Source organism: Exiguobacterium sp. s48 (assembly GCF_018617395.1).
GTDB lineage: Bacteria > Bacillota > Bacilli > Exiguobacteriales > Exiguobacteriaceae > Exiguobacterium.
On record NZ_JACSKC010000004.1, the window covers coordinates 26,091 to 50,982 of the forward strand.

General features: G+C 47.0%; 29 protein-coding genes. 12 read left to right on the forward strand and 17 right to left on the reverse strand.

The window, feature by feature from the left end:
- The first annotated feature begins 138 nt into the window (after nt 1-138).
- Nucleotides 139-624 carry a DUF4365 domain-containing protein gene (locus KNO66_RS13230; protein WP_214742918.1) on the forward strand — a complete coding sequence of 162 codons (486 nt, stop codon included), beginning with the start codon at nt 139-141 and terminating at the stop codon, nt 622-624.
- 74 nt (nt 625-698) lie between these two features.
- Here KNO66_RS13230 and glmS read toward each other — a convergent pair whose 3' ends face one another.
- Entirely contained in the window at nt 699-2,495 is a 1,797-nt protein-coding gene (gene glmS / locus KNO66_RS13235) for a glutamine--fructose-6-phosphate transaminase (isomerizing) (RefSeq protein WP_214742919.1), read from the reverse strand.
- A 412-nt stretch (nt 2,496-2,907) separates the two neighbouring features.
- On the opposite strand from glmS, the gene KNO66_RS13240 reads away from it, so the two are divergent.
- On the forward strand, nt 2,908-3,243 hold the full coding sequence (locus KNO66_RS13240) for a hypothetical protein (protein ID WP_214742920.1): 336 nt from the start codon (nt 2,908-2,910) through the stop codon (nt 3,241-3,243).
- Between the two features lie 31 nt (nt 3,244-3,274).
- Here the strand turns inward: KNO66_RS13240 and KNO66_RS13245 are convergent, their stop codons facing one another.
- From KNO66_RS13245 to KNO66_RS13270, 6 genes are all read right to left on the reverse strand, one after another.
- A complete protein-coding gene (locus KNO66_RS13245) occupies nt 3,275-4,018 on the reverse strand; it encodes an endonuclease/exonuclease/phosphatase family protein (RefSeq protein WP_214742921.1) in 744 nt (247 codons plus the stop codon).
- A 26-nt stretch (nt 4,019-4,044) separates the two neighbouring features.
- Nucleotides 4,045-4,437: a hypothetical protein gene (locus KNO66_RS13250; RefSeq protein WP_214742922.1), complete on the reverse strand. Its 393-nt coding sequence runs from the start codon at nt 4,435-4,437 to the stop codon at nt 4,045-4,047.
- Between the two features lie 64 nt (nt 4,438-4,501).
- Complete coding sequence (locus tag KNO66_RS13255; protein ID WP_214742923.1) at nt 4,502-5,020, reverse strand: hypothetical protein; 519 nt, start codon at nt 5,018-5,020, stop codon at nt 4,502-4,504.
- Nucleotides 4,999-5,454 (reverse strand): hypothetical protein, encoded by a 456-nt coding sequence (locus KNO66_RS13260; protein ID WP_214742924.1) that lies wholly within the window; start codon nt 5,452-5,454, stop codon nt 4,999-5,001. Before KNO66_RS13260 ends, KNO66_RS13255 begins: the two co-directional genes overlap by 22 nt.
- A complete protein-coding gene (locus tag KNO66_RS13265) occupies nt 5,455-5,883 on the reverse strand; it encodes a hypothetical protein (protein WP_214742925.1) in 429 nt (142 codons plus the stop codon).
- Nucleotides 5,880-6,326, reverse strand: a complete 447-nt coding sequence (locus KNO66_RS13270) for a hypothetical protein (protein WP_214742926.1) — start codon at nt 6,324-6,326, stop codon at nt 5,880-5,882. The genes KNO66_RS13265 and KNO66_RS13270 overlap by 4 nt, the downstream gene beginning before the upstream one ends.
- Before the next feature lie 205 nt (nt 6,327-6,531).
- On the opposite strand from KNO66_RS13270, the gene KNO66_RS13275 reads away from it, so the two are divergent.
- The 7 genes from KNO66_RS13275 to KNO66_RS13305 all read left to right on the forward strand — a co-directional run bounded on the left by KNO66_RS13275 (nt 6,532) and on the right by KNO66_RS13305 (nt 12,109).
- Nucleotides 6,532-7,242, forward strand: a complete 711-nt coding sequence (locus KNO66_RS13275) for a GntR family transcriptional regulator (protein WP_015880673.1) — start codon at nt 6,532-6,534, stop codon at nt 7,240-7,242.
- Between the two features lie 153 nt (nt 7,243-7,395).
- A complete protein-coding gene (locus tag KNO66_RS13280) occupies nt 7,396-7,743 on the forward strand; it encodes a PTS lactose/cellobiose transporter subunit IIA (protein ID WP_214742927.1) in 348 nt (115 codons plus the stop codon).
- Nucleotides 7,740-8,048 (forward strand): PTS sugar transporter subunit IIB, encoded by a 309-nt coding sequence (locus tag KNO66_RS13285; protein ID WP_015880671.1) that lies wholly within the window; start codon nt 7,740-7,742, stop codon nt 8,046-8,048. The genes KNO66_RS13280 and KNO66_RS13285 overlap by 4 nt, the downstream gene beginning before the upstream one ends.
- 15 nt (nt 8,049-8,063) lie before the next feature.
- Entirely contained in the window at nt 8,064-9,470 is a 1,407-nt protein-coding gene (locus tag KNO66_RS13290) for a GH1 family beta-glucosidase (RefSeq protein WP_214742928.1), read from the forward strand.
- A gap of 12 nt (nt 9,471-9,482) precedes the next feature.
- Nucleotides 9,483-10,811: a PTS sugar transporter subunit IIC gene (locus KNO66_RS13295; protein WP_214742929.1), complete on the forward strand. Its 1,329-nt coding sequence runs from the start codon at nt 9,483-9,485 to the stop codon at nt 10,809-10,811.
- A gap of 75 nt (nt 10,812-10,886) precedes the next feature.
- The gene (locus KNO66_RS13300) at nt 10,887-11,045 is read left to right on the forward strand and encodes a hypothetical protein (RefSeq protein WP_214742930.1); all 159 of its coding nucleotides are present in this window, start codon (nt 10,887-10,889) and stop codon (nt 11,043-11,045) included.
- Nucleotides 11,046-11,146: 101 nt separating this feature from the next.
- Entirely contained in the window at nt 11,147-12,109 is a 963-nt protein-coding gene (locus KNO66_RS13305) for a quinone oxidoreductase family protein (protein WP_214743010.1), read from the forward strand.
- 33 nt (nt 12,110-12,142) lie between these two features.
- Here the strand turns inward: KNO66_RS13305 and KNO66_RS13310 are convergent, their stop codons facing one another.
- The 7 genes from KNO66_RS13310 to KNO66_RS13340 form a co-directional block, all read right to left on the reverse strand.
- The gene (locus KNO66_RS13310; protein ID WP_214742931.1) at nt 12,143-12,388 is read right to left on the reverse strand and encodes a hypothetical protein; all 246 of its coding nucleotides are present in this window, start codon (nt 12,386-12,388) and stop codon (nt 12,143-12,145) included.
- An 86-nt stretch (nt 12,389-12,474) separates the two neighbouring features.
- Nucleotides 12,475-13,827: a GH1 family beta-glucosidase gene (locus KNO66_RS13315; RefSeq protein ID WP_214742932.1), complete on the reverse strand. Its 1,353-nt coding sequence runs from the start codon at nt 13,825-13,827 to the stop codon at nt 12,475-12,477.
- 24 nt (nt 13,828-13,851) lie between these two features.
- Nucleotides 13,852-14,781 carry a carbohydrate ABC transporter permease gene (locus KNO66_RS13320; protein WP_214742933.1) on the reverse strand — a complete coding sequence of 310 codons (930 nt, stop codon included), beginning with the start codon at nt 14,779-14,781 and terminating at the stop codon, nt 13,852-13,854.
- Nucleotides 14,782-14,784: 3 nt separating this feature from the next.
- Nucleotides 14,785-15,687: a carbohydrate ABC transporter permease gene (locus KNO66_RS13325; RefSeq protein ID WP_214696921.1), complete on the reverse strand. Its 903-nt coding sequence runs from the start codon at nt 15,685-15,687 to the stop codon at nt 14,785-14,787.
- Between the two features lie 59 nt (nt 15,688-15,746).
- Nucleotides 15,747-17,054: an ABC transporter substrate-binding protein gene (locus KNO66_RS13330; protein ID WP_214742934.1), complete on the reverse strand. Its 1,308-nt coding sequence runs from the start codon at nt 17,052-17,054 to the stop codon at nt 15,747-15,749.
- A gap of 202 nt (nt 17,055-17,256) precedes the next feature.
- Nucleotides 17,257-18,270 (reverse strand): LacI family DNA-binding transcriptional regulator, encoded by a 1,014-nt coding sequence (locus KNO66_RS13335; RefSeq protein ID WP_214742935.1) that lies wholly within the window; start codon nt 18,268-18,270, stop codon nt 17,257-17,259.
- Between the two features lie 146 nt (nt 18,271-18,416).
- A complete protein-coding gene (locus tag KNO66_RS13340; protein ID WP_214742936.1) occupies nt 18,417-19,289 on the reverse strand; it encodes a TetR/AcrR family transcriptional regulator in 873 nt (290 codons plus the stop codon).
- A 164-nt stretch (nt 19,290-19,453) separates the two neighbouring features.
- Here KNO66_RS13340 and KNO66_RS13345 point away from each other — a divergent pair, with 164 nt between their 5' ends.
- Both KNO66_RS13345 and KNO66_RS13350 read left to right on the forward strand, forming a co-directional pair.
- A complete protein-coding gene (locus KNO66_RS13345) occupies nt 19,454-20,950 on the forward strand; it encodes a DHA2 family efflux MFS transporter permease subunit (RefSeq protein WP_214742937.1) in 1,497 nt (498 codons plus the stop codon).
- Between the two features lie 144 nt (nt 20,951-21,094).
- Complete coding sequence (locus KNO66_RS13350) at nt 21,095-21,718, forward strand: glucosaminidase domain-containing protein (RefSeq protein ID WP_251128156.1); 624 nt, start codon at nt 21,095-21,097, stop codon at nt 21,716-21,718.
- Nucleotides 21,719-21,925: 207 nt separating this feature from the next.
- On the opposite strand, the gene KNO66_RS13355 is transcribed toward KNO66_RS13350, so the two are convergent.
- Genes KNO66_RS13355 through KNO66_RS13365 form a run of 3 tightly spaced genes read right to left on the reverse strand, consistent with a single transcriptional unit; the run spans nt 21,926 to nt 24,269 of the window.
- A complete protein-coding gene (locus tag KNO66_RS13355) occupies nt 21,926-23,014 on the reverse strand; it encodes a HAMP domain-containing sensor histidine kinase (RefSeq protein ID WP_214742939.1) in 1,089 nt (362 codons plus the stop codon).
- Nucleotides 23,011-23,703, reverse strand: a complete 693-nt coding sequence (locus tag KNO66_RS13360; protein ID WP_214742940.1) for a response regulator transcription factor — start codon at nt 23,701-23,703, stop codon at nt 23,011-23,013. Before KNO66_RS13360 ends, KNO66_RS13355 begins: the two co-directional genes overlap by 4 nt.
- Before the next feature lie 11 nt (nt 23,704-23,714).
- Nucleotides 23,715-24,269: a class I SAM-dependent methyltransferase gene (locus tag KNO66_RS13365; RefSeq protein WP_214742941.1), complete on the reverse strand. Its 555-nt coding sequence runs from the start codon at nt 24,267-24,269 to the stop codon at nt 23,715-23,717.
- Nucleotides 24,270-24,418: 149 nt separating this feature from the next.
- On the opposite strand from KNO66_RS13365, the gene KNO66_RS13370 reads away from it, so the two are divergent.
- Complete coding sequence (locus KNO66_RS13370) at nt 24,419-24,892, forward strand: DedA family protein (RefSeq protein WP_214742942.1); 474 nt, start codon at nt 24,419-24,421, stop codon at nt 24,890-24,892.

The window sequence follows — 24,892 nt, forward strand, 5'->3', positions numbered from 1 at the left end:
AAGTCTTCGTGAAAGTATTCATCTATGGTTTAATCGACAGTTCATTAAAGATATACTTTTAGATTAAAACATCTATTCTTGTAATGAATTGTATTATAATTTATTACATCTTGTATTTACAGAGAGGGATGGACAGAATTGCCTAACTTCAATTGGGAACATTTAAACCACTTACAGCTTGGAAGATATGCAGAATACTATGCAAAAATGGAATTCGCATCTTACGGATGTGACGTCTATACATCAGAGGTAGACGATCACGGGGTTGATTTTGTCATCAAAGATTCTAATAATCGCTTTTGTGAGATTCAAGTAAAAGCAATTCGTAATTCAGGATATGTTTTTATGCAAAAAAGTAAATTCGATCTCACGACTCCAAATCTTTATTTGATACTTCTGCTATTCAATCAAGCCGCACATCCTGAACTTTATCTAATCCCCAACAGCGCTTGGTTAGCCCCCAATGAATTATTTGTTGATCGGGACTATGACAAACCCGGACAAAAGAGTAAACCAGAGTACGGATTAAATCTTTCAAAAAAGAACCAATCCTTACTTGAACACTATCGATTCGATACAATGATTCAATCCTTTATTTTAAAACAATCCGAAGGAACCAGTTAAAAAACTGCACTCTGTATGTTGAAAATGTCCAACAAACAAAGCGCAGTTTTTTATTAACTCAATCTTTTATCCGTTTATTCCACCGTCACCGATTTCGCCAAGTTACGTGGCTTATCGACGTCACATCCACGAGCGAGCGCCGCATAATATGCCATCAACTGAACCGGTAAGACGTTGATGAGCGGTGCCAAGAGTGGCTCGACATGCGGCAAGATGAAGTCATCGTTCTCATGTTCGACGCCTTGCATGGAGATGATACAGGCGTTCGCGCCACGGGCCACGACCTCTTTGACATTCCCGCGAATATTCAAGTTCGTCTTCGGTTGCGAGATGAGCGCGATGACCGGTGTCCCGTCTTCAATCAAGGCAATCGACCCATGCTTCAGTTCCCCACCTGGGTACCCTTCCGCTTGGATATACGAAATCTCTTTTACTTTGAGCGCTCCTTCGAGACAAACAGAAGCGTCAAGCCCACGACCGATGAAGAACGTGTTTGGTGTCGTCTTCAAATAACGTTCCGCGAGATCCTCAAACAGTTCTTTTTGTGCCATGATCGAATCCATGATCGTCGCAACACGAGCGAGTTCCGGCATTAGATTGAACGGCAACTCTTTCCCGATCGTACGGGCGATGTCATACGCAAGAATCGCAAGGACTGCGATCTGTGCCGTGTACGCTTTCGTCGAGGCGACGGCAATCTCCGGTCCGGCGTGGAGGAGCATCGTTTCGTTCGCTTCACGCGACAATGTCGATCCCGGTACGTTCGTCATGGTAAGTGCTTTGTATCCGCGTTTCTTCACTTCGACGAGGACAGCACGGCTGTCCGCTGTCTCGCCGGATTGTGATAAGAAGACGAACAATGGGCGTTCACTTAAGAGTGGCATGTTGTAGCCAAATTCAGAAGAAACGTGCACTTCTGTCGGAATGCCGGCGATGCGCTCCAAAATATCTTTTCCGACGAGTCCGGCGTTATAGCTCGTCCCACATGCAACGATATAAATCCGGTCCGCTTCCGAAACGAGCTCGCGCACGCCTTCTGTGAGTTCGATGTCGCCGTTCTCGTTCTGGTAATGCTGGATGATGTTGCGGATGACGGCCGGTTGCTCGTCCATCTCCTTCAACATATAGTGCGCGTACGTGCCCTTCTCGATGTCTGATGCGTCGATTTCGGCCGTGTATGGTGCGCGTTCGAGCACTTCACCGTCGAGCGTCTTGATCGTCGCTGACTCACGTGTGAGGATGACGATCTCACCGTCGTGGAGCTCGAGGTACTGGTCCGTCACCTGGAGCATCGCCATCGCGTCTGATGCGACGACGTTGAACGTGCCGTCACCGAGTCCGACGAGGAGCGGTGACTTGTTCTTCCCGATATAGAGGCGCTCTTTGTCCTCTGAGTCGATCATCGCGATCGCGTACGAACCGTGGAGGTCCGAAAGCGTCTTGCGGAACGCCGCCTCGACATCGCCGAGTTCGACGAAGTGCTTCTCCATGAGCTGGACGATGACTTCCGTGTCCGTCTCCGAAAGGAACGGAGCGTCGAGCGTGGCTTTTAATTGCTCATCGTTCTCGATCACGCCGTTATGCACGAGCGTGAAGCGTCCTGTCGTACTCTGATGCGGGTGGGCGTTCGGTACGCTCGGTACCCCGTGTGTCGCCCAACGTGTGTGGCCGATTCCGATTGTCCCTTCAGCGTCCGCCGGTACGATGTCACGGAGTGCTTGAATTCGTCCTACTTCTTTGAACGTACGAACGTCCTCACCGACTAATGCAATTCCTGCTGAATCATAGCCACGATACTCGAGCTTTTCAAGCCCTTTCAATAAAATCTCTTTCGTTCCCACTTGTCCGATCATCCCTACGATTCCACACATACAAAACTCTCCTCTTTGCTTCGATTTCTCGAAAAAGGAAACGGGCTTTTTTGAGTGATGTCATCAAGTCTCGTTTTGTCCGCCCGGTCACCCGAACGTTTTATCAAGACTCTCTCAGTCGTGACACGCGACTGGAAGGCATCCGCCGAAATCTCGATCACCTTCGTCCTCGTCAACTCCGCAGAGTTCTGGCGCTTTCACTTCACATCTAGCCGTTTCTCCAGATACGCTTTCATGCTATCGAGTACAAGACGTGTTGGATAGAGAAATCGTAAAAATCGTCATTCAATACTTTTTTACCGTTCATGTAAAAGTCACCACTTTCACTAAAAAGCCATCAATGTATCAGGTTTTCGAGTAGGGAGAGAACGGGCATGATACAAGTAACGAGTAAAGAAATGAGGGGACACACATGGGTGGTATCTTCCTATTGATCGGCATCCTATTATCCGTCTTATCCAGGTGGCTCGAATTTGAAGGGAATGACACGTTAGGGGACGTCATGTTGTTTCCTGCGATCTTCTTCATGGCGATGGCATTTTTCTGTAGTTTTCCTTACTTCAAAGAGTGGTGGGAAGACCACTCCACCCGTAAGAAAGCATTGTTATTTGTGATTTTTGCCGCAGTCGGCATTCTTTGTGTGCAAGCCGCTTTCTGGTTTGTCGTTTGGCGCGATCAATGGCTTGGACTTCTTCTCCTTCTTCCTTTTGCGGCATGTGTGGGGTTCATCGCTCGATTATTCAAATAAAAGGAGGATGCGCAATCGCACATCCTCTTTGTTAATTCACGGTAAAGTCGACCAGCACACCGTAGTGATCACTCGGTACAACATCCCTACTCGTCCGCATGTCGCCGAATACATCGATATGCTGAACCTCGAGTTCACTACATTCCGAACGAAACAGAATCCAATCATATCGTTCAGGTTGCTCGAGATGAGAAGATTGCAAGTATGGATTGTGCTTTACGTCTAACGTCGGGCGTGCCTCTTCGCCAACAAACATAATCACGTCCGACCATCCCCCATCCGATAAATCTTGATAGATAGAGGATTGAGGATTGTCATTGAAATCTCCACATAACACCTCGACCGATTTTTGGCGTCCTTTGTGTAACCAACCTCGCACCGCTGCCATCTGACGTTCTCGAATCGACACGGAACGCCAATTCAGATGTACGTTCGTGAGTCCCCATTCCTGACCACCGAGCGTAAACGTCACTCGGGTCGCACAAAAGTTTGACTCTTCCACATCCTCTTCCCAAATCGCTTCAACTGATGACAAAGGAAATTTACTCAAAAAAGCGAGTCCTTCGTCCGGTGAATCAGGATAAGGATGAAAGACGCAGAACGGATAACCCGTCGCTTCCGAAATGTCATGAGCCACACTACCTTCTTCGTAAGAACGGACTTCTTGTAGTGCAATCACGTCCGCGTCGATTCGATTCATTTCTTGGCAAATCGCTTCGATTCGCTCTTGCCATGACGTGTCATGGTTCCAGATGTTATATGTCGCAATCCTCACTTCATGTTCCTACTTTCTCGAGTGAGTCACGCGCTCCCCCATTTTTGTTCTTCTTTTAACTCTCGTTCCGTGACATAGTTCTCGTCGAGACGAACCATATATCGCTCGTACCATTTATGTCCGATGACGGATATGAAACCTCCAGTCACCATCAATCCGATAAAGTAAGGTGTCTCAATTTGTTTCGTTACCCATCCGAACATGAGGATTAGCAAAATCGGGAACGTCAAAAAATTAAAAATCGACATCAAGTGTATGTGACGTTTGGCGTCTCGATTCGTTAAATATTTCAATTGAATCGTTTCTTTCTTCCAAGATTTTTTAATCGCAAATAAGCCCGCAAATTGACCAATTAAAAGAACAGTTCCTGCTGACACCCATCCTTTTTCAGTCGCAACAAACAGCGCAATACAAATCATCCACGACAGAAAAGTGAAGACTCCATTCTTCTCAGACTCAACCCTGGCGAGCTCTCTCATCTGATCACGTTTGTTCACGACGTTGCTCCTTCTCGTATTCGCGGACTTCACGAATTTCTTTTAAATCTTGATCCGTCAAATAGTTCTCGTCATAAGATTGAATGACGCGGTCAAAGCGCTTCGCCAAATATTCAATCCCGAAAAACGTAAGCTGAGAAAGGAGGAACACACGGAACGATTGTGGACCTGTCGTTTCACTCGTGAAGTAAAAGAGTCCGTAAATCCCGACCCCCGTCAAAGCGAGCGTATGTGCCATCATCTTGAACGATAAGAGGTTACGTGCCGTCTGATTTGTCACAAAGCGTAGCCACATTCGATATTGGATAAAAATACCCGTCAAGACTGCGGCGAGCACCGCATATAACGTTCCCGTGACGACACCGTCCGAGAGTGTCCAATATGAGGCGTAAATCAAAAAACTGACGACGAGTCCGATTCCAATGATGCCGACACCCCATTTCGTCAAACGGTCTACTTTTAAAATGGTGTCGATTTGCGATTTCACTTTTGGTGATAATTCCATATGTCCTCTCCTCCTTCCAACACTTCTTCAAACGTCGGTAATTCCGAATCAATTTGCTTAAGTTGCTTTGTGAACCACTTCTGCCGAAGCGGACTAAGTACTCCCCATATCCCGAAAAAGAGACCAACCATGAGACCAAAGTCTTCTGCTGTCAGCAGCGTCACCATAAGAGCCGTCAACAAAATCGCATCCACCCATTCGAATACGTATTGGAATATAAGCATTCGATGAGCTTTCGGATGTTTTGTCATTCGCCACATGATACGCATCTCTTGATAGCCCGTCACGACGATGATCACGGAGACGGACGCCATGATAGGGATAAGCCACATTTTCTCTAATAAGAGAGCGACAATAATGGCCGTGACATAAAGAATCAAGATGGGTACGGCATACCCTCGCATTCGTCGCATCCACTTTACGCCTTGCTCCACCTATATCGCCTCCTTGTCAAAATGTATATACTCCATATCTTGTTGCTTCGTTTGTTTGTTCACGTTCAACGTCCATAGCATCGCACAACCGATGAATACCGTGACACACATATACGCCACGTTTGATGTGAACAATAGTTGATGATTCAACGCGAGGAAAAAGGCAGCACTGTTGATCCCGTCCCGAACGAGTTGACGACGATACAACCCTTTCAGTTCTGGTTGAAACCTCAGACGCATTCGATAGCGCTTCACATATAAGATGTTCAGCGGAATGAGCGTACAGGCGATATAGAGCACGCCCCACGTAAGGTCATCTGTTAATAAACTGATTGGTAACATCAGTACTACGAATGTTCCAAATATACCGAAAATCCATTGGTCGAATAAACGTTTCCATACTTTTTCTTGTGTCATCCGTTCAATCATTGATTTCGTCGCTCCAAATCTAACTGATGTAACAGCGGAACACATTCATTTAACTTCTTTTGAAGCATCCGTGACATCTGATCGCTGACTGCTCCCCATACGAGCAATCCGATCGCTAACGTCAAACTGTCATATTGAAAGATGAGCAAAGCCGAAACCAAGGAGACGAGCACACCTGAACTGATCAAATCATAAAGTAGGTTCCACTTCAGTAATCGTACGGCATCTCTGTCCTTCATATACGCACGACGCATCCGATACTTTTTCACGTCTAATCCAATCATGGCCATTCCAATCAAGACGAAAGGGATCGTCAACCAGACGTAACGTCCGAAAAAGGATAAAATAATGGCCGTCAAAACAAATACCAATAATGTATAGCCTAGCCGAAGGTGTGACTTGCGCCATGTGGTTTCTTCCGTATACCAATGTGTCTCAGTCAACTAGAGCACTTCCTTTCTTTCCTGTGCATTAATCCTCTATACGTACTCTATGCCATCATTGTTTCACATTTTCCGAATATTCTAGCATTGAATCGTTCGACTTTTTTCAACAATTGATAAATGAAACGTATCCGCTTACAAAGGTTATCTGCTATACTGTTACCAAATTCATTCCCACAAATTTTTTTGAAAGGTGTAGAACTGTATGTCTCCGAAGTACAAGCAAGTTGCGAGTCAGATTGAAGCGGACATCGTCAATCACGTCTACCAACATACGAATAAATTATTGACCGAGGATGAGTATGCCAATAAATATGGCGTCAGCCGCAATACGGTCCGAAAAGCGATCGAGATCCTCGTCAACAAAGGGTACGTCTATCAAGTTCAAGGGAGCGGCGTCTTCGTCCGTGACCATTACAATAGCGATTACATCAATTTAGAAAAGCTCCAAGGTTTAACAAGTGACTTCAGCGGTCGAAAAGTCGAGACACGCGTCTTACATTTCGAACAGACGGTGGCGAACGATGAGGTCGCCGAACGTATGAAGTGCCCGATTGGGACACCTGTCTACTTCGTGAAGCGTCTACGTCTCGTCGATGACCACCCGTTCTCGGTAGAGGATTCATACTTCCGAAAAGAGCTCGTCATCTACTTGGATGAGAACATCGTCCAAAAGTCGATCTATACGTATTTACGAAGCGATCAAAAACTTGCGATTGGATTCGCCGACCGAGTCATTTACGCAGACTTTTTAGATTCAGAGTCCGCCGACCTACTCGACCTGAACGAGAATGACCCTGCACTAATCGTCGACAATACAGTCTATTTGACGAATGGACAAATCTTCGACGTCTCTCGTTCCATCCATCATTTTAAACATGTTAAAATGCTCAAAGTCTCGAACATCAAGTCCTAAACGCGCCCGAGAGATGCTTTTCTCGTGCGCATTTTTTATGCCATTTTTTCGAAAAGAAAGGGTTTACACGAAAACGCTTTCGTGCTACTATCAACGTGTAGAAAATATTTGTACCTATGAATTTTAGTTATCCATACAAAAAGGAGAGATATTATGGTTTCTGAAACAATCGACATCTCACCGGAAGATATTTTCGGTCTCATCGCCCTCTCGGGTGACGCCAAAGCGAGCTACCATCAAGCGATGCTCCTCATGCAAGAAGGAAAGAAAGAAGAAGCCGAGGTAGCAGTCGTTGCTGGTGACGCGACATTAAAAGAAGCACATGCGATTCAAACAAAATTCGTCACGCTCGAAGCACAAGGTAAATCGGCAACGGTCGGTGTCCTCATGGTGCACGCGCAAGATCACTTGATGAACACGATTCTCGTCAAAGAAATGCTTGGATATATGATGAACATGCAAAACGAAATCAACGAATTGAAAGGAATGGATCAACAATGATTAAAATCGGACTCTTCTGTGCGGCAGGTATGTCAACAAGTATGTTAGTAGAAAAAATGAAAGCGGTTGCCTCTGAACGCGGCATCGAAGCTGAAATCGCTGCTTACCCAGAATCGGAGATGGAAACTTACGTCGACAACATCGACGTTGCACTTCTCGGACCACAAGTGAAGTACCTCCTTTCAAAAGGGAAGCAAATCTGCGAACCAAAAGGTGTTCCAATCGACGTCATCAACACAGTCGACTACGGCATGATGAACGGTGCGAAAGTATTAGACCACTCATTGAAACTTGTAAATAAATAAACTGAGGTGATGACTTTGAAAATGCCTAACAATTTCTTGTTTGGCGCTGCTTCGGCCTCTTATCAGGTCGAAGGCGCGTGGAACGAGGACGGGAAAGGCCTCTCGAACTGGGACGTCTTCTCGAAAATTCCTGGTAAAACATTTGAAAACACAAACGGCGACGTCGCAGTCGACCATTACCATCGTTACAAGGAAGACATCGCGCTCATGGCAGAGATGGGACTCGAATCGTATCGCTTCTCGATCTCATGGCCGCGTATCTTCCCGAACGGTACGGGTGAAGTGAACGAAAAAGGACTCGAGTTCTACAACAACTTGATCGACGAATGTTTGAAACATGACATCGTCCCATTCGTCACGCTCTACCATTGGGATCTCCCACAAGCACTTGAAGAAAAAGGCGGCTGGAAGAACAAAGAGACGGTTGACGCATTCGTCCGTTTCGCCGATACTTGCTTCCAATCGTTCGGTGACCGTGTTAACCATTGGATCACGTTTAACGAAGCGGTCATCTTCTGCTCACTTGGATACTTAACAGGCGCACACCCACCAGGGATCGAGGGCGACGTCAAAGGCTATTTCCAAACGACACATAACGTCTTCGTCGCTCACGCTCGTGCAGTCGAATTGTTTAAACAAAACGGTCAAACTGGCGAAATCGGGATCACACACGTGTTCAACCCGGCGTTCAGTATCGACGACGCAGAAGAGAACAAGTTTGCTGAAATGCATGCGAACGCTTATGCGACACATTGGTTCTACGATCCAATCTTGAAAGGTGAATACCCAGAGTACGTCGTGAACGGTCTGAACGAACAAGGTCTTCTCCCTGAAATGACGGAGGAAGAGCTCGACGTCTTGAAACGTACCGCTCCGATGAACGACTTTATCGGTCTCAACTACTACAGCCCACAGCGCGTCATGAAAAATGACTCAGCGCTCGTCATGGCTGGTGGACGTGAGAACTCGACAGGTCGCCCGGGTAACCCATCGTTTGATGGCGTCTACAAGACAGTCAAGATGGACGACAAAGTGTACACGAAATGGGATTGGGAAATCTCACCGGAAGCGTTCCTCGATGGGATGCACATGTTAAAAGATCGTTACGGCGACGTCAAAATCTATATCACAGAGAACGGTCTCGGTGATGTCGACCCGATCGTCGACGGTGAAATCATGGACACGCCACGAATCGAGTACATCGAAGGTCACCTTCGTGCAGTCAAACACGCTGTTCAACAAGGCATCAACGTTGCCGGTTACTATGCTTGGTCTGCAATCGACCTTCTCAGCTGGTTGAACGGTTATAAGAAACAATACGGCTTCATCTACGTCGACCACAACAATGGGCTCGCACGGAAGAAGAAACAGTCGTTCCACTGGTATAAAGAGATCATCGCCACGCGCGCTGAAGACCTATAAGGAGGTTCCCCTATGAGCCGCTTAGAAAGAGTATTTGAAAAGTTCACCCCTGCTTTTGTTCGCTTTGCGAACGCCAAGCCCGTCCTTGCGATTAAGGACGGGTTCATCCTGACGATGCCGATGACCATCATCGGGTCGCTGTTCCTTCTCATCCTGGCATTACCGATTCCAGGTTGGGCTGACTTCATGTCAGGTCTATTCGGAGCAGACTGGTCACTCCCGCTCACGCAAGTCGTCGGCGCGACGTTTGACATCCTTGCTTTAATCGGTGTTTTTGGAATCGCTTACTCGTACGTCAAGAACGAAAAAATTGAAGGCGTACCAGCTGGTATCCTTGGAATCATCTCGTTCCTCATCATCACACAAGCTTCTGTCTTGTCTGAATCTGGGGAATTCGTCGGTGGCGTCATTCCAAAAGTATGGACAGGTGGACAAGGTGTCCTCGCTGCCATCATCGTCGGATTGACAGTTGGATTCATCTACTCGCAGTTCATCAAACGCGGGATCAGCATTAAAATGCCAGACGGTGTACCGCCAGGCGTATCGAACTCATTCTCTGCACTTGTTCCTGGTTTGGCAATCATCTCGCTCGCCGTTGCAACGTTTGCGATTTTCCAAGCGGTTGCAGAGCGTACGTTCACAGAAGTCATCTATGATGTGCTTCAAGCACCGCTTCAAAACTTGACTGACACACTCGCTGGAGCCGTTATCATCATGGTGCTCATGTCTGTCATGTGGTGGTGTGGGATTCACGGTGCCGCAATCCTTATGGGAATCATGGGACCACTTCTCACAGCGAACGCGCTTCAAAACCAAGCAATCATCGATGCAGGTGGTACGCTTGTCGCTGGTGAGAACGCAAAAATCGTTACAATCCAGTTCCTCGATGTGTTCACGAAACTCGGTGGATCAGGGATCACAATCGGTTTCATCATCGCGACACTGATTGTCGCACGTTCGGCACACTTGAAGCAGCTTGGGAAGTTGTCACTTGCACCAAGTATCTTCAACATCAATGAGCCGGTCATCTTCGGGATGCCGATCGTCTTCAACCCGATCATGTTCGTCCCATTCGTTGTCGTGCCAGCTATCGCTTCATTCATGGTGTACTTTGCCATCCTTTGGGGTTGGGTCGAGCCGTTCAACGCGCTTCAAGTACCATGGACGACCCCTCCAGTCATCTCTGGTTTCTTGATTGGTGGATGGCGTGCTGCACTCTTACAGATTGCAACGATTGCTATGGCCGTTGCGGTTTACCTTCCATTCGTTCGCATTCAAGACCGCGTTTCGTACGGTGAAGAATTGAAAGCACAAGAAGGCTCAGATCAAGCATCAGCCTGAAACAAAAACGACAGCCCTTCTCAGCAATGAGGAGGGCTGTTATCATGTAGGAAAAGATTGGAAAGTTGGGTTAGGATGAAAAGAAAAGTTACCGTCATGTTCACGCTATTTGCATCTTCCTCATTTGCAGCAGGTCTCGCCTTTCAGTCCGTCATTCCTTACATCATAGGTACCCTATTCATTCTCGTGGCCGGGTATCAGGCAGGAAAGCAAATGGAGACGAACAAAGCCTGAGTTCACTACAATGAACTCAGGCTTTTTCTTGGGCATCGCTACAAATATTAGAAGATTTATATGCTATAGTTTGAATGAATCTAACGAAGGAAGTGATCAGCATGAAGGCACTCGTCTTTCATCAATTCGGTGGTCCGGACGTCCTAACATATGAAGAAGTCCCGACACCGATGCCACAGGTCGATGAAGTATTGGTCCGCACAAAAGCAATCGGATTGAACTATGCCGATGTGTATCGCCGGAAAGGCAACTATCATCTTGTCGGAGAACCGCCATACATTCTCGGATATGAAGGAGCCGGCGTCATCGAGGCGGTCGGGGCGAACGTCTCATCGCTTCAAGTTGGGGACCGCATCGCCTTTGCCGATGTCCCGCACGCCAACGCAGAATTTGTTGCCGTCCCGCTCGACAAGGCGATTCCTCTTCCAGATGCCATCTCATTCGAAACGGCCGCATCGACCATGCTTCAAGGATTGACGGCCCATTACCTCGTTCATGACAGCTACCGGATTCAACCTGATGATGTCGCAGTCGTACACGCAGCCGCTGGTGGTGTCGGTCAACTATTGACGCAAATGATTCAACGCCTCGGCGGACAAGTCATCGGTCTCACGTCCACAGTCGAAAAAGTGGCGACTGTCCAAGCGCATGGTGCCCGTGCTTATCGCTATGACGAAGCATGGATCGAAGCGATTCGTAACGCTACAGACGGTCATGGGGCCGATGTCATTTATGACTCGGTCGGTTCGACATTAGAAGATAGTTTCGAAGCGACTCGGATTGGCGGGACGGTCGTCTTCTACGGCATGGCCGGCGGTGACCCAACACCAGTAGACCCACGCATGCTCATGGATACGTCGAAGACGTTGACGGGTGGCGACTTATGGAACGTCCTCACCTCAAAAGAGGAACGGATTCGCCGGTCGCACGAATTGTTCAGCTGGATCGAGGACGGTTCACTCGTCATTCCACCACCGACGACGTTCGCCTTGTCAGACGGGGCATCGGCCCACGCCTTTTTAGAGAGTCGGAAGAGCCAAGGGAAGATCCTCTTGATCCCATAAACAAACGCCAGCCCGTTTTCGGTGCTGGCGTTTTTACATATCTTCTTTCCGGAGTGAGTATCCGTCCACTTCAAGCAGTCGCATCCGTCTCTGGTCAATCGCCGCATGGACAATCACGGTCACACCCGGGTTGAGCTCTATCATCTTCTTGATTTTTCGTAAGTCGTCTCCCTTGATCTCAACCGGCAACACGAACTCCCCTTCTCTTAAATGAACGAACTTGATTTTTCCTTGGTCGTCATAGCCCGTCACTTCGTATGTTGAAAATTCTCGTTTCATAGAATATCCCTCCCCTATCCCCGTTCCCAAATCAGAAAGATTCCACACAAAAAATCCATCCCCGTAGCGGCAGGGATGGATACATGTTACGCCTCGACGCTATCCGCGTGTTTGGCTTTATGGTCAGCGATGACATCGGCATACCACTTCGCGCTGTCTTTCCAGATACGCTCTTGTGTCTCAAAGTCGATATAGAGGATTCCGAAGCGCTTCTCGTATCCGAAGCTCCATTCGAAGTTATCCATGAGTGACCAGAGGTAGTAGCCTTGAATGTTCATGCCTTCATCGTTCAAGTCAGAGACGGCTTCGAGGTGCTGGCGGACGTAGTCGATCCGGTTATCGTCATGGACTTCGCCATTTTCCAGCACGTCGTCAAATGCGGCGCCGTTTTCTGTGATGTAGATTGGAAGGTCAGTATACTCGGCGCGTAAACGACGGATCAGGTCTTTGAATTCGTTCGGGGCGATATCCCAGCCCATGCCCGTCTTTTCGTAGTCCGAGTAAGCGTCTGCCTTCAAGAAATCATTTGCTGCGTTGAACTCGACAATGCCTCGGCTGTAGAAATTGATACCGAAGAAATCGCAAGCTGTCGAGATCGTCTCCATATCACCCGGTTGGATGAAATCGAAGTTATGCACATATTTGGAGAACAAGTTCATCATGTCGACCGGATACTCACCTTTGAAAACCGGATCGAGGAACCAGCGATTCGAATACCCGTCGGCATTGTTCATCGCAAGGCGGTCATTCGCCGAATCCGTCTTCGCATACATCGGTGACAAGTTGAGCGTGATGCCGATCGGGGTCGTGGACGTCATCTCTCGCTTCAACAATTCGACCGCTTTTCCGTGCGACAACAAGATGTGGTGCACGGCGCGTACCGCTTCGTTCATGTCACGGTGACCCGGTGCGTGAACACCGACATGGTAGCCGAGGAAGCCGGCACACCAAGGCTCATTGTGAGTGATCCAAGAGTCGACGATGTCATCGAGCTCTTCAAAACAGACTTTCGCATAATCGAGGAACCAGTCGACCGATTCACGGTTGACCCAGCCACCTTCTTCGTGAGCCCACATCGGAAGGTCCCAGTGATAAATGGTGACGGCTGGTTTGATTCCTTCTTCACGGAGACGCATCGCCAAGTTTTTGTAGAACGCCATACCTTCTGGGTTGTACTCTCCCTTGGCAGGGAAGATGCGTGGCCACGCGATGGAGAATCGATACGTATCGACACCTAACTTTTTGATGTGCTGAATGTCTTCTTCGTAACGATGGTAGTGGTCACATGCGACATCGCCGTTATGCTTTTCAAACACGCGCCCGTCGATGTCACAGAACATGTCCCAGATGGAAGGGGTACGGCCCCCTTCATTATGTGCGCCTTCAATTTGGTACGAGGACGTGGCTGTCCCGAATACGAAGTCTTTCTTAAAATGCATAGTGTTTTCCTCTTTTCTCTATATTTATTCTTTGACAGCACCTGCCGAAATACTGCTGACGATGTACTTCGAGAGGAACAAGAAGGCAATCATGATCGGTACGACCGAGATCGCGATGCCTAGGTAAAGCGCGCCAAGGTTTTCTGCGACTTGTGATCCTTTCAAGAAGCCCATCAAGACAGGCAACGTGTATTTCTCAGGAGAGAATAAGAGGACAAGTGGCATCAAGTAGTTGTTCCACGAGCCGATGAACGTAAAGATCGACATCGTCGCAATCGCCGGCATCATCATCGGGAGGGCGATCGTGTGGAAAATGCGCAACTCGCTCGCACCGTCAATCCGTGCCGCTTCAATCAAACTGATATGAAGGGTCGCTTGCGTATACTGACGGATGAAGAAGACCGTGAACGGTGTCGCAATCGCAGGGACGATCAACGGAATGAACGTATCGAGAATTCTAAGCGTCTTTGAGATTTCGTAGAATCCGATGAGTCCGAGTTGAGCCGGCACCATCATCATGACGAGCATGAAGATGAACATCGCATTCTTCCCTTTGAAGTTGTAGAACGTGAATCCATACGCTGTAAGGGCTGAGAAGTAGCCCGAAAGCACCGTGACCGATACCGAGATGATCAAGCTGTTTTTAAAGCCGGTCCAGATGTTGATGTACTCGCTCAAGGTAGCGTAGTTATCGAGCAATGCTGTACCAGGGATTAAAGTGAAGCCCGAAATGACTTCTCCGTTCGTCCGAGTCGCGTTGATGATCATCATCAAGAACGGGATGAAGCAGATAATCGCAAGAATAACCAAGCTTGCATAGATCAAGCCTCGAACAACACGATGCTTCGACTTTTGTTTTTTAGGTGGCGCCACTTTGAGTGGACGGTCTTCTTTACGCTTTGGCTGCGCTTCGCTATCAGGAAGCATTCGCCGTGTTTCTGCATTTTGTTCCATCGCTTACGCCCCCTTCTTCTGTGTTGCGCGTTCGTTGCGGAACATACCTTTGAAGACGATCGCCGAGAAGATGAGCGTGATCAAGAATAAGCCGTAAGCGACCGCAGATGCGTAGCCGTAGTTGTTGTACTTGAAGGCTTGGTTATACAAGTAAAGCACCATCGTGTTCAATGAACCGTCTGGCGAACCGATTCCATCGGTGATCAACATCGGAAGGTCGAACAATTGAAGTCCACCGATGAGCGATGTGATCATGATGTAGAGAAGAATTGGTTTCAAGAGCGGCAACGTCACTTTCGTAAACATTTGCCAACGGTTCGCACCGTCAATGTGAGCGGCTTCAAAGTAATCTGTTGAGATTCCTGAAACACCCGCCATGACGATGATGAAGGAGTGACCGAACCACATCCATGTCAAGATGAGCGAAACGGATAACTGTGCCGTCACTGGTTCTGCTAACCAGTCGATCGGATTGGAGATCAAACCGATTTTCATCAACACCATGTTGAGTGAACCATGCTGCCAGTCGAGCAAAATACCGAACAAAAGCGCGACCGAGCTGATTGTGATCAAGTTTGGAAGATAGAAGAATGAACGGAAGAAGTTTAATCCTTTTAGCTTCAAACGGAGATCTGAGAATAAGAGCGCCAATAAAAGGGCCATTCCCATCTGCAAGGCGAAGTTGACTCCCCAAATCTTGATGGTGTTGAAAAACGCTTCGATGAAGTATGTGTCCGTCAACAACCGTGTATAGTTCGCAAATCCGACAATCTCTTCTCCTGGGCTACCGGTGTAGTTCGTGAAGCTATAGTAAAGCGTCAAAAAAACCGGATAAATGCTAAACGTCAAGAAGACGACCCAGAACGGGGCGATGAACAGATAGCCGTAACGATCTAATTTTTTCACGTGTATTTCTCCTTCCATAAGAACCGAGGGAGGAGTTTCCTCCCTCGTGTTGGTCATCGTCAGTCAACAACGATGTCTGGGTAAGCGTTTTTAACTTGTTTCTTGAATTCTTTCAATGCTTCGTCTTTCGTCTTCTTACCTTCTACGTAAGAGTTAACTGCCGCTCCGTAAAGCGTGTCGAGCTGTTGGTCGTATTTCGTAACGATCCCTGGTTTGATCGATTCTGCTTCGCCGAGGAAGAACTCGTAGTTGTTCTGTCCACCGAGGAACTCATCGCTGAAGTCATCTTTGATTTTGTCTGTAACTGGGTTGAACGCAAGGACGTCACCTGTTTCTTTCGCCCATTCAGTCAAGAACTCTTCATCTTGTGTCATGAGTTTGATGAAGTCATAAGCTTCTTCTTTATGTTTAGAGTCTTTGTAGATTCCGACCCATGTACCGCCCCAGAAGTATGGGCTCGGTCCGCTTGTTACAGCCCAGTCACCAGCAGTGTCTTTCGCGTTTTCTTTCAAGACAGCGTGAAGACCCCAAGTTGGGAGGACGTAAGAGAAGACTTCTGTTTCCGTTTCTTTGCCGCCTTCTTTTACTTTGATCGGTTTGTCCATTCCTTCGAACCAAGATGGTGACCATTCTGGTGCGAGAGCAGTTAAGTTATTTTCGCGAAGTTCTTTCGCGTAGTCGAAGTAGTTTTCTTTTCCTTCAGTCAAGACAAGTTCATTGTCTTCGTTTACCCAAGCTTGTGGGTCATTGCCTTGTGCGAACCAACGGATTGAACCTTCGTCCGGGAAAAGTTTGTAACCTTTATCTTTAAGTTTTTCACCGACTTCGAAGAGTCCGTCCATCGAGCTCATCATTTCGCCAACTTCAGCCGGGTCATCTGTACCGAGTGCTTCTTTAGCGATGCTACGTTTGTAGTAAATCCCACCCGGAGTAGTTTGCCATGAAAGGGCACGAACGTTTCCGTCTTTGTCTTTCCCGAGGTCGAATACGTAAGGAACGATGTCTTTCGACACTTCTTCTGCGTTGTATGGTTCTTCCGAAAGGTTTTCCCAGTATCCAGCGTCGATCCATTGTTTAAGGAACGCGATTTCACCCGTGAAGACGTCCGGTGCGCCGACGCCACTTTCAAGAGCTGGCTTCAACTTCGTTGCGTAGTCAGCTGTCGGTACGATTGTCAATTCGACTTTCACGCCGTTACGCTCTTCGAATGTTTTGATTGGTTCTTTCAATTCATCCGTGAATGACCAAATTTTTAAGACATCATCTTTTGAACCTTCTGAAGATGATCCTTCGCTGCCGTCAGAGCAAGCGCTCAAGACACCGACTGAAAGTGCTCCAATGGTAAGTAAGCTAACAAGTTTACGCATGTGTTGTTCCCATCCTTTTATAAGTAGTATTAGAAAGCGCTTGCAAGAAGAGGTAAATAATTATCGAAAGCGCTTTCGGTTTATCCAAAAATAAAATATCGAAAGCGGTTTCGATTTTCTCTAAAAATGACTTTCGAAATCGCGCTCCCTTCTCCATCTGCTGAAGAAAAGAGAGCGACTTCGAAATATCATTGGCTATAAATCACTGTTTGACCGGTGCACAAGATGCCCGTTCGACTAAGCGTACCGGAATGACGCGACGTTCAGTGAGTCGCTCTTTCGCGGTCATTTGTTCAAGTAAAAGTTCTGCTGCCGCTTCCCCGATTTCGTCCGTATCTTGGCGAATCGTGGTCAGTTTCGGCGTGATATATTGAATCATTTCAATGTCATCATATCCGATGACTGAGATGTCATTCGGGACATGAAGACCATGTTCGTGAATCGCTTCGATGACACCGATTGCCATTTGATCCCCTGCTACAAAGACTGCAGTCGGTTGATCGTCTAGTTCAAGCAATCGTTCCATCGCTTGCTTGCCTTCCCCAACCGAGAAGAAACCGGCGTTGACGAGGTAGCCTGGTCGAATCGGAAGGTCCAGTTCTTGCATCGCAAGTTCATATCCTTTGATTCGCGCCGCTCCGGCGTCAATCGTTTCATCCCCAGCGATGTGGGCAATTTTCCGGTGACCGAGTTCATAGAGATAATTCACGGCGAGACGCGCCCCTTCGATGTTATCGGAATAGACGACGCTACAGTTAGCGCTGTCCATATCGACGACGACGATTGGGATGTCGCTTCGCATGAGCTCTTGAACTTGCTCATCCATTCGGTCCGAGCAGATGACGACGATGCCGTCGACCGCACGGTGTTTAAAATGTTCGAGGTAACTCATGTCACGATTGCGCAGATTCCGCGAGGCGAAAATCAAATCGTAGCCCTGCTCCTCTGTCGCGTGACGAAAACTTTCGATGATCCCGTTGAAGAACGGGTGTTTCATCCCGACTTCATTCGCTTCTGAGAACATGACCCCGATCGCCCATGATTTTTTCGTCGATAACGACTGGGCATGTGCGTTCGGCAAGTAGTCCATCTCAGCAGCGGCTTGAAGAATCTTCGCTCTCGTCTTGTCACTCACGTCTTTATAATTGTTCAACGCTTTGGACACTGTCGTGATTGAGAATCCTGTTTTTTTGGCTAAATCATAAATCGTACCCATGTCATTCTCCTCTTCCCGAAAGCGCTTTCGGTAATTTGATTGTAGCGTATGGATTTGTAGGAATCAATTCTTTTTCGAGGAAACTTTTTGATTCTTTTTTCCATTCCTTGTTTCTTCTATATTACTGTATCGAGAAATTTTTGTCCTTAGTGTGTCCGCGTGTACAACCACACGAGATTCGTAAATTTTTGTACTTCTGTTTCGCCCGTCACGCCTTTAAATAGACGCTGGAACGGCTTCAACAATTGCTCTAACACGATTTTTCGAAGACGCTCTTGTTTGAGCTCGAATGAAATCGCATCGAACAAATCACGCTGTTCTTCTGTCATCTCGACATGCTCTTCGATACGAGCAGCCATCTCAATCAATTCTTCGATCGTAATGAGATGTTTATCTGTCGTTCCACGCATTTGATCGACCGTGACCGGGTTCAAAACGTGCTCTCCTGTCTCCATCATCCGAGCGGCAATCAATTCGACATATGTGTATAAACTCCGCACCACTTTTTGAGGAGAGTAAGCGGCATTTGTGATTCGATTCGTGAACAAGATATGTTGCAACATTCCGTTGAAGAGCACCGTCAATTCCATCGAATACGGTCTTACTTCCTCCCCGATAATTTCCGTCAAACGCATCGCAATCCATTCAATCTCATAAATGCGGTGTTGAAGTACGAGTTTCTTCAATTCATTCTCGTTTGACGACATGATCGATTCAAATAACGCATGCAAATTCCGTTCTTCGTTCAATTGAATCAATATCGAGATTTGCTCGATGAAGACGTCACGATCTCGTTTATCGCGCCCCATCTGCATCTCAATCCGGCGTTGCCCTGCATCATATCGTAAGTTCTCGAGGATACTGGCGACACAATCCGTCTTAGATGAGAAGTAGTTATAAAACGTCCCTTTGGAGATGTTGGCACGATCGATAATCTCTTGCACCGATGTATGCTGTACCCCATTTTCGATGAAGAGAGACATAGCAATATCGGCGACTTTTCTTTTTTTCTCTTTCATTCTTACATGGCTCCGTTCTGTCTAGTTTGTACCTTTACTATAGCACCGAAAACCATTTTAGACTAACAGTACAAAATGGTTGCTTTATTTATACAACGGGTATAAAATCATTTCATCGACACTTACCAACACATAACTATTTAGAAAATAAAGGAGCCATCCATATGAAACCAGAATTCCAAAAGAAACCGCCTTACGTCATGTTGGCGGTCCTCTTTGCGGGTGCGTTCATCGCATTCCTGAACAACTCATTACTCAACGTCGCGCTCCCATCGATCATGGTCGATCTCGAGATTGCAGACTACTCGACCGTACAATGGCTCGCGACCGGCTTTATGCTCGTGACAGGTGTACTCGTCCCGGCATCCGCCTATTTGATCACTCGTTTTTCAAACCGAAGCTTGTTCATTACGTCGATGAGCATCTTCGCCATCGGTACGGCTATCGCGGCCTTCTCGCCGAACTTTGGCTGGTTGTTGAGCGGTCGGATGATTCAAGCCGTCGGTGCCTCGACAATGGGGCCACTCCTGATGAACGTCATGCTCGTCAGCTTCCCTCGTGAAAAACGGGGGATGGCGATGGGGATCTTCGGGCTCGTCATGATCTCGGCACCTGCGATTGGACCGACACTTTCCGGTTACATCGTCGAGTACTATGATTGGCGCGTCTTATTCGAAATGATTTTACCACTTGCCATCATCGGTCTCGCGCTCGCCGTTTGGAAAGCAGAGAACGTCATGGTCCAAAATAAAGATCAGTCACTCGATTACTTGTCACTCGTCTTATCGACACTCGGATTTGGTGGGATTTTATACGGTGTCAGTTCAGCAAGCTCGGATGGCTGGGATAACCCAATTGTCTTAGCGACGATGATTATCGGTGCCATCTCATTGATTGCCTTCATCTACCGCCAGCTCCATATGGAGAAACCATTGCTCGACTTGCGTGCTTACAAACATCCGATGTTCGCACTCGCGTCAGTCATTGCGATGGTCAATGCGGTCGCGATGTTCTCCGGTATGATTTTGACACCGGCTTACGTCCAAAGCGTACGTGGCATCTCCCCACTCGATTCAGGGCTCATGCTTCTCCCTGGTGCGATCATCATGGGAATCATGTCGCCAATCACAGGTAAACTGTTTGACCGATTCGGGCCAAAATTATTGGCACTTACCGGATTGACGATCACCGCCGTATCGACGTACATGCTTGCAAACGTTCAACTTGATTCAACGTATACGTACATCGTCTTGACGTACACGTTACGTATGTTTGGGATGTCGATGGTCATGATGCCAATCATGACGAATGGACTGAACCAATTGCCGACTCGCCTCAACCCGCACGGAACGGCAATCAACAACACAGCACAACAAGTATCTGGTGCGATTGGTACGGCAGTACTCGTGACCATCATGAACTCGGTGACACGTACAGAAGCTGAATCATTGATGACAGGAGTCGATCCTGCGACACTCACTGAGAGCTCGATGGGTGCCATCACTCAGCAAGCCCTCTTATCTGGGATTCAATATTCATTTTACGTTGCACTCGGGATGAACCTTTTAGCGCTCGTCCTTGCGTTCTTTGTACAACGCGTGGACGTTCGTAAGTTTGATGACCAAGTGGAGACTGTTGAAGAATTGAAACAGGCTAATTAAATGTTGAGAAGCCGCTTTGAATGTTGAATTCAGAGCGGCTTTTTTAATTTCTCATTCCCTTCATAAATAAATCTGAAATTAAAATTTAATCCTAATATGGTATTATTTCTCAATAGATAGGATTCGTTTAGGAGGGTACATATGATGAAAAAAGTGTTTAATTTGATAATTGCATTTCTTCTGATCACATCTTCTCTTCTCTCGACTGGATCAATCGTTGAGGCGGCCCCGAAGAAGCAGAATCATGCTATTATGGGAGTATCGGCTTTGACTCCGCAACAAATGGCGGATTACGTAAAACAAAAGAATCCTCGTGATGTACGGCTCGCGAACACCTCTGTCGAAAATTTGGCGAAACTCTTCGTCATCATCGGCGCGAAGGAAGGCGTTCGTGGGGATGTTGCATTCGCACAAGCATTGAAAGAGACCGGTTATTTTCGTTACGGTGGCGATGTCCTTCCGAAGCAGCATAACTACTCCGGAATCGGGACGACTGGGAACGGCGTGAAAGGACACTTTTTCCGTTCCCCACACCAAGGAGTGACTGCTCAAATTCAGCATCTAAAGGCATACGCCTCTAACGATGCATTGAATACGAAACAAGTCGATCCACGCTTCCATCTCGTCAAGCGAGGCTCTGCGAAAACGTGGCCATCTCTTCACCAGAAATGGGCCATGCAGCCGAAAGGAAATTACGGGACCGAGATTCTTTCGATTTATCAAGAAATGTCGAAAACACCAAAACGTGTCGCTAAAGCAAAAAGATGAGGAAATGTAGGGGTGAAAGAACGTGACGTGCAAACAAGTTAGACTCGCGAGCGGAATCGCATTATTCGTGACCGGCGTGATGTTGTTACTCAAACGCTAATGAGCATTTCGGACAATCGTCCGAGTGCTTTTTTTTGAGGTTATTTGCTCGACACAAAAAGTCGCAGCCTTTTATGAGCTACGACTTTCAAAACGAAGGACAGCTATTTACTCACGTTCTATATGTTGATGAGTCGGAAACGATACCCGAAAACAAATGACCTGACCCTCTAGCGGTTCCGCTGTCAACTGTCCTCCATGCAACAGAATGATTTGGCGGGCAATCGATAGACCCAATCCATCACCTGGAGTGACCCCTCTTGAGGAATCGACACGATATGTGCGATCAAACAGATGAGGAATGGCTTCAATCGTTTCAGCCGTTGTCGCATTTGAAATAGACCATTCAATCTGTTGATTTTTCGTTTGAAGTCTAATCTCGATCGGACTCTTCTGCTCTGCATATTTCCATGCGTTCGAGAAAAGATTCTCAAAAGCACGAATAAGCTGTTCTTGATCAGCTACTATCCATCGGTCAGGTTGAATCGATAGGTGTAATCGATGGCCTCGCTCATTGAACAACGGCTCCATCTCGTGGATCAGCTGGGTCGTCAATAAGCTCAGATTGAGTTTCTGTTTTTTTAGTTGCATGTGTGGGGCATAGAGGCGGTTCACGTCCATCAACTGATCGAGAAGATGTTCAAGCTGCGCCGTTTTTTCATTTAAAATACGAAAATGATTGTTCTCTTCAGCTGTCAGCTCGCGGTTCATTTGCAGTAGTTGGGTGTAACCTTTGATACTCGTGAGCGGTGTTCGTAAATCGTGTGACAGGTTGGAGAACAGTTGGTTCCGCTCTTCTTCGTGCGCTCGCTCTTTCTCAAACAATTCGCCTAACTGCTGTGACATTCGATTTACACTCTCTCCAAGCGAGGCGATTTCATCTCGCCCTTCCACCTCAACCGTACGACCGAGGTCACCATTTGCGATCTGTTCAATCTCACTCGACAAATACGTGATTTTTCGAAGTGTTTTCCGCATCGTTAGTGAAAACCCAATAATAAAGATCAGAATGACAATGAACGTCACCCCTAAAAATACTAAGTTGGCTGTTAGCGGATCCGGTGTTATTTCGTTTTCGATGTAATATAGACTAATCGAATAGCCCATGATTAGAAAAGCAATCGTCGCAATCAATGCATTGACTAAAATAATACCAATCAACTTCACTAGCAAGCGATCCCATTGTCTCCGTCTCATAATCGATACCCCACGCCCCACACCGTCTTGATAATGGTTGGTTTTCGTGGTATATCTTCTAACTTTTCACGAATTTTCGTGATATGGACCATCACTGTGTTGTCGACCTCAAATGCTGCCTCTCCCCACACCGCCTCGTAAATCTGTTCGACGGTGAGGACTTGATTTGGATGCCTCATAAAATAAGCGAGAATATCAAACTCTTTCGGTGTAAGCCGAATCAACATCTCACCCTTTCGACATTGTCGCGTCTGTAAATCAAGTGTCACATTTTCAAAGACGAGTGTACTCGTGAGGTCTGCTCGATCTGCCCCATAGTCACGATACCTTCTGAGTAACGATTTGACTCGAAGCGTCACTTCCAGTGGGTTGAACGGTTTTTTGATGTAGTCGTCCGCTCCAACGGAAATGCCTTGCATCAAATCCAAGTCGCTCGTTTTGGCTGTCAGCATCAAAATTGGCATAAACTGCGTCTTTCGAATTTCGATACAGGCCTCAATCCCGCCCATAATCGGCATCATCAAATCGAGAATGAGCAAATCAATCGTTTCGGTCGACGCGAGGTCGAGCACTTCTTGCCCATTTTTCGCAAACCGAAGTGCATATCCTTCATTTTTTAAATAGATGGCAAGCAATTCTCGTATCGCTTCGTCATCGTCCGCGATACAGATAACAGGTTGTGAACGCATGTCTTTCCTCCTCACATAGCACAATGAAATAAGTATGCCGATGGTACATTACGAAATTCTCGCTCCACCTTCACACGACTAAACACTCGTTGAAAATGCTCGTATCGACCTTTTGTATATTGAAACGTGACAAACCAGCCTGTTTTGGAGAGAACCGCCTTTGCTTTTCGTAAGACGGTTTCTGTTTGCTGAGCATCGAATCTTGAAAACGGCAGTCCAGAAAAGATGACATCCACTTCCTCGATGTTCAATGCTCGTAATATGTTCTTCAAGTCGACAGCATCCGCTTCGACAATAATGATTCGATGATCTCTTCCATATCGCGTCTTTAAATAGTGAACCAGATCGATGTCAGATTCAATCAATATGAGCGTAGCATCTTTTCGCATTTTCCGAAGGATTTCTTCGGTACAACCGATTATCCCAGGTCTGATTTCAACAATTACATGCGCTTCGCTCAATACTGTTTTCCGTGTCATTCGCTCTGCCACATAGGTTGATTCTGGAGAAATCATCTTCATTTCTTCAAGGTAGTTCTTATATTTGTTGAGCCATGATTGGATCATCTCGATTCCACTTCTTTCGTTGTTGATAGCTTGAGTGTATCGAGTGAATCGCAACACATTCTGACGAACTTCTTAAGATTTCTTAAGAGAATACTAAAAACTCCTTACGCTTGCGAGTGAATACTAGACAAGGTAAGGAGTGAATTATTATGGAAATGATCATACATTATGGCATGCTCGCCATCGGCATCATGTTTACCCCATTATCTGACGACGTCTTGATGATCACCCATCTGACGGTCGCGGATGCCTTTATTCCAGGTTGGCTTTTATTCGTCTCCACTTGGATTCTCTTCACGCTCACGTTCAGCTGGTTTTACTTAGTCGGGAAAGGACTACATCACATCTTACCCGTGCGACAACGCGAATCTCGTTATCTCAAGAGAGCCGAGACCTTTTATCAAAAGTATGGAGCACGCACCATTATGATTTCTTATTTTATCCCTGGCCTTCGGCACCCGCTCCACTATATCGCCGGGTTCACCTCACTGAAGCTTCGCACGTATGCGTTCTATACGACTATCTCTGCATTTTTCTATACGGGTGCTTGGTTTCTCGTCATCGGACTGGCCAATCAAATCCCGGCGTTTCAACAGTTTCAAGATTGGGTGTTGTCGTTTTAA

Excerpts from the sequence above, each read along its gene's own strand:
- glmS (WP_214742919.1), bottom strand. The coding sequence starts at position 2,495 with ATGTGTGGAATCGTAGGGATGATCGGACAAGTGGGAACGAAAGAGATT.
- KNO66_RS13315 (WP_214742932.1), bottom strand. The coding sequence starts at position 13,827 with ATGCATTTTAAGAAAGACTTCGTATTCGGGACAGCCACGTCCTCGTAC.
- KNO66_RS13335 (WP_214742935.1), bottom strand. The coding sequence starts at position 18,270 with ATGGGTACGATTTATGATTTAGCCAAAAAAACAGGATTCTCAATCACG.
- KNO66_RS13295 (WP_214742929.1), top strand. The coding sequence starts at position 9,483 with ATGAGCCGCTTAGAAAGAGTATTTGAAAAGTTCACCCCTGCTTTTGTT.
- KNO66_RS13320 (WP_214742933.1), bottom strand. The coding sequence starts at position 14,781 with ATGGAACAAAATGCAGAAACACGGCGAATGCTTCCTGATAGCGAAGCG.
- KNO66_RS13265 (WP_214742925.1), bottom strand. The coding sequence starts at position 5,883 with ATGATTGAACGGATGACACAAGAAAAAGTATGGAAACGTTTATTCGAC.
- KNO66_RS13310 (WP_214742931.1), bottom strand. The coding sequence starts at position 12,388 with ATGAAACGAGAATTTTCAACATACGAAGTGACGGGCTATGACGACCAA.
- KNO66_RS13340 (WP_214742936.1), bottom strand. The coding sequence starts at position 19,289 with ATGAAAGAGAAAAAAAGAAAAGTCGCCGATATTGCTATGTCTCTCTTC.
- KNO66_RS13360 (WP_214742940.1), bottom strand. The coding sequence starts at position 23,703 with ATGCGTTCACAACCTGTTATCTGTATCGCGGACGATGACGAAGCGATA.
- KNO66_RS13240 (WP_214742920.1), top strand. The coding sequence starts at position 2,908 with ATGGGTGGTATCTTCCTATTGATCGGCATCCTATTATCCGTCTTATCC.
- KNO66_RS13305 (WP_214743010.1), top strand. The coding sequence starts at position 11,147 with ATGAAGGCACTCGTCTTTCATCAATTCGGTGGTCCGGACGTCCTAACA.
- KNO66_RS13370 (WP_214742942.1), top strand. The coding sequence starts at position 24,419 with ATGGAAATGATCATACATTATGGCATGCTCGCCATCGGCATCATGTTT.
- KNO66_RS13285 (WP_015880671.1), top strand. The coding sequence starts at position 7,740 with ATGATTAAAATCGGACTCTTCTGTGCGGCAGGTATGTCAACAAGTATG.
- KNO66_RS13355 (WP_214742939.1), bottom strand. The coding sequence starts at position 23,014 with ATGAGACGGAGACAATGGGATCGCTTGCTAGTGAAGTTGATTGGTATT.
- KNO66_RS13250 (WP_214742922.1), bottom strand. The coding sequence starts at position 4,437 with ATGATTTGTATTGCGCTGTTTGTTGCGACTGAAAAAGGATGGGTGTCA.
- KNO66_RS13255 (WP_214742923.1), bottom strand. The coding sequence starts at position 5,020 with ATGGAATTATCACCAAAAGTGAAATCGCAAATCGACACCATTTTAAAA.
- KNO66_RS13300 (WP_214742930.1), top strand. The coding sequence starts at position 10,887 with ATGAAAAGAAAAGTTACCGTCATGTTCACGCTATTTGCATCTTCCTCA.
- KNO66_RS13345 (WP_214742937.1), top strand. The coding sequence starts at position 19,454 with ATGAAACCAGAATTCCAAAAGAAACCGCCTTACGTCATGTTGGCGGTC.
- KNO66_RS13365 (WP_214742941.1), bottom strand. The coding sequence starts at position 24,269 with ATGATCCAATCATGGCTCAACAAATATAAGAACTACCTTGAAGAAATG.
- KNO66_RS13280 (WP_214742927.1), top strand. The coding sequence starts at position 7,396 with ATGGTTTCTGAAACAATCGACATCTCACCGGAAGATATTTTCGGTCTC.
- KNO66_RS13275 (WP_015880673.1), top strand. The coding sequence starts at position 6,532 with ATGTCTCCGAAGTACAAGCAAGTTGCGAGTCAGATTGAAGCGGACATC.
- KNO66_RS13330 (WP_214742934.1), bottom strand. The coding sequence starts at position 17,054 with ATGCGTAAACTTGTTAGCTTACTTACCATTGGAGCACTTTCAGTCGGT.
- KNO66_RS13350 (WP_251128156.1), top strand. The coding sequence starts at position 21,095 with ATGAAAAAAGTGTTTAATTTGATAATTGCATTTCTTCTGATCACATCT.